The sequence below is a fragment of the Spiroplasma sp. ald genome (genome assembly GCF_044714355.1).
GTDB classification, from domain to species: domain Bacteria; phylum Bacillota_I; class Bacilli_A; order Mycoplasmatales; family Mycoplasmataceae; genus Spiroplasma; species Spiroplasma phoeniceum.
Genome location: NZ_RXFY01000129.1, coordinates 1 through 2,439, shown reverse-complemented (window position 1 = coordinate 2,439; position 2,439 = coordinate 1). Strand labels below are relative to the sequence as shown.

General features: G+C 26.3%; 3 protein-coding genes and 1 pseudogene. All 4 read left to right on the top strand.

Going from position 1 to position 2,439, the window contains the following annotated elements; translation table 4 throughout:
• Positions 1 to 688: 688 nt before the first annotated feature.
• The 4 genes and pseudogenes from EHU54_RS05455 to rpmA all read left to right on the top strand — a co-directional run bounded on the left by EHU54_RS05455 (position 689) and on the right by rpmA (position 2,209).
• Positions 689 to 859 carry a hypothetical protein gene (locus EHU54_RS05455; protein ID WP_400249365.1) on the top strand — a complete coding sequence of 57 codons (171 nt, stop codon included), beginning with the start codon at positions 689 to 691 and terminating at the stop codon, positions 857 to 859.
• 160 nt (positions 860 to 1,019) lie between these two features.
• A pseudogene (gene rplU / locus EHU54_RS05450) lies at positions 1,020 to 1,310 on the top strand (50S ribosomal protein L21); the annotation flags it as partial.
• A 291-nt stretch (positions 1,311 to 1,601) separates the two neighbouring features.
• Positions 1,602 to 1,916: a ribosomal-processing cysteine protease Prp gene (locus EHU54_RS05445; RefSeq protein ID WP_338989038.1), complete on the top strand. Its 315-nt coding sequence runs from the start codon at positions 1,602 to 1,604 to the stop codon at positions 1,914 to 1,916.
• Between the two features lie 2 nt (positions 1,917 to 1,918).
• Positions 1,919 to 2,209 (top strand): 50S ribosomal protein L27, encoded by a 291-nt coding sequence (gene rpmA / locus EHU54_RS05440; RefSeq protein WP_400249367.1) that lies wholly within the window; start codon positions 1,919 to 1,921, stop codon positions 2,207 to 2,209.
• Positions 2,210 to 2,439 lie beyond the last annotated feature (230 nt).

The following is a 2,439-nucleotide window of genomic DNA, read 5'->3' as shown; positions in this document are numbered from 1 at the left end:
ATTTTTAAATAAAAGACATAATTAATTAAAATTATAATTTGCTATTAGTATCTTTTTAAAAATATTTACAATTATTTTAATAGGTTATGCAAGAAGTCTATTATACCTTATTGACACTTTACATTAAAAATTGTAAAATCAACCACGATGTAGATGATTTTAAAAATAGAAATAATATTTTTAAAATAAATTACTTTGCTTATATAAAAAGGAAAATTTAATATGAAATTTATTTCAGAAATAAAGTCTACCTTTAAAAGAAGTTATAAATCAGTTTAAAAAGAGTTTAATATATTTTTAAAAAAACTTGGTTTTAATAAAGATGAAACTATTAAAATATCAACTAAAATTTTTGACCACATTGATGAAACATTAGAAACATATGTAAATAGTGGAATTAATGCTGAAATTGATGCCAAAGCATTAGAACCAATATTTAATGTAAAAAATAAAAATATTGAAAACAATAAAGTATATAATCAAGATTATGCTAATGAATATAAAAAATATTTAATGAGGCTAATAACTTTTTTCCAAAAGATAGAAAATAATTAAACAAAACGAATTAAAGATTTACTGTTGAACAAGTTGAGGAAGATGAAACATATAGTCGATAATAAGAAAAAATAAGATATCTAATAATAATAAAATAGGGATAAAATTAACAAAAAGATTGGAGTGCAAATAAATGGGAACGTATATAAACATTATGGGGACATATCGTGAAATTACTTGTGATTGTGGAAAAAAATGCAACAAAATTAATGATTTAGATCCAGATTGTAAAGTATGCGATAGTTGCGAAGAATGTTGTAATTGTAATAAAAAAGAAGAACGTGTCTTACAATCTGAAGAATAATTTATTTTTAAGAAAAACATAAAATTTATTGAATTTTTTTAAGATAACGATATAATTAATTATGGTTGTTTCAGTTTCAACCGCTCTTTGACTTTTAAGTACCTAAAGGATATGCAATACTTATCTACTTACAAGGCGAGTCTAAACTGGAGGTGTAAAAATGTTTGCAATAATTAAAACTGGAGGGAAACAACTTCGTGTTTCTCAAGGTGATGAAATATTTGTTGAAATGTTAAATGGTAATGAAGGTGAAAAAGTTAATTTCACTGAAGTTTTAATGATTGATGGAGAAGTAGGAACTCCTTTTATTAAAGGGGCATCAGTAACAGGAACAATTTTAAAACAAGGAAAGCAAAAGAAAATTGTTGTTTTCCATTATAAACCAAAGAAAACACAACATAAAAAATATGGGCATCGTCAGCCATATACAAAAGTTAAAATTGATCAAATTTTTTTATCAGGTTCTGCTAAAGGAACAACAACAGATGCCAAAGCTAAACCTACGGTAACAAAATCAACAACTGCTACAAAGTCAACTGTAAAACCTGTTACTGATAAAAAACCAGTAACAACAGAAAAAACAGCAACAACAAAAGCAGTTTCTTCAGGTGATAAAAAACCAGTAGCGGCAAAGCCAGCAGGAAAAACAACAACTGTAGCAAAGCCAGCAACTAAAAGTTCATCAACAACATCAGCAAAAAAACCAGCATCAAAAACAAAACAAAGTGACAAGTAAAACATTATGATTAAGATTATAATTACGAAAACTGAGAAAAAAATTAAAAAAATTGAAATTACTGGTCATGCTAAAGCAGCTGAATATGGTAAAGATCTTGTTTGTGCCGCAATAACAGGAATTGCAACTGGTGGTTTAAATGCAATTGATCAAATTAAACCAAATAGTTGTCAATTCATTGTTAAAGAAGGACTAATTATTATTACAGTAAAAAATAATAGTGCTGACTTACAAGTTATGTTACAAACAATTTATTATCAATTTTTAACAATTTATCAGCAATATCAAAAATTTATTAGTGTAAAGGAGGTTGAAGAATAATGATGAAGTTCGCATTAGGCTTACAGTTATTTGCTTCAAAAAAAGGAGTAGGATCGACTAAAAATGGTCGTGATTCACATTCAAAACGATTGGGTGCAAAAAGAGCTGATGGCCAAACAATTAGAGCAGGATCAATCATTTATCGTCAACGTGGAACAAAAGTTCACCCAGGAGTAAATGTTGGGCGTGGTGATGATGATACCTTATTTGCCTTAATTGATGGGATTGTTAAGTTTGAAAAATTTGGACGAAATAAAACAAAAACATCAGTTTATCAAAAACAAGTTAAATAAATAAAAAAAATACTAATTTGTTGAAAAAAAGTAGAACTAGTATTTTTTTTATGGTTATAATATATCTATTAAAAGGAGAATTAGAATGATTTGCAATAAAAAAACTTGAAAAGATTGACAAGTTTATTATCAATTATTGTTTGCCATTTTAATCAGCTTTAGTTTTTTTAGTGTTGTTTTATCAATTCAATAGACTTCTTGCATAACCTATTAAAATAATTGTAAATATT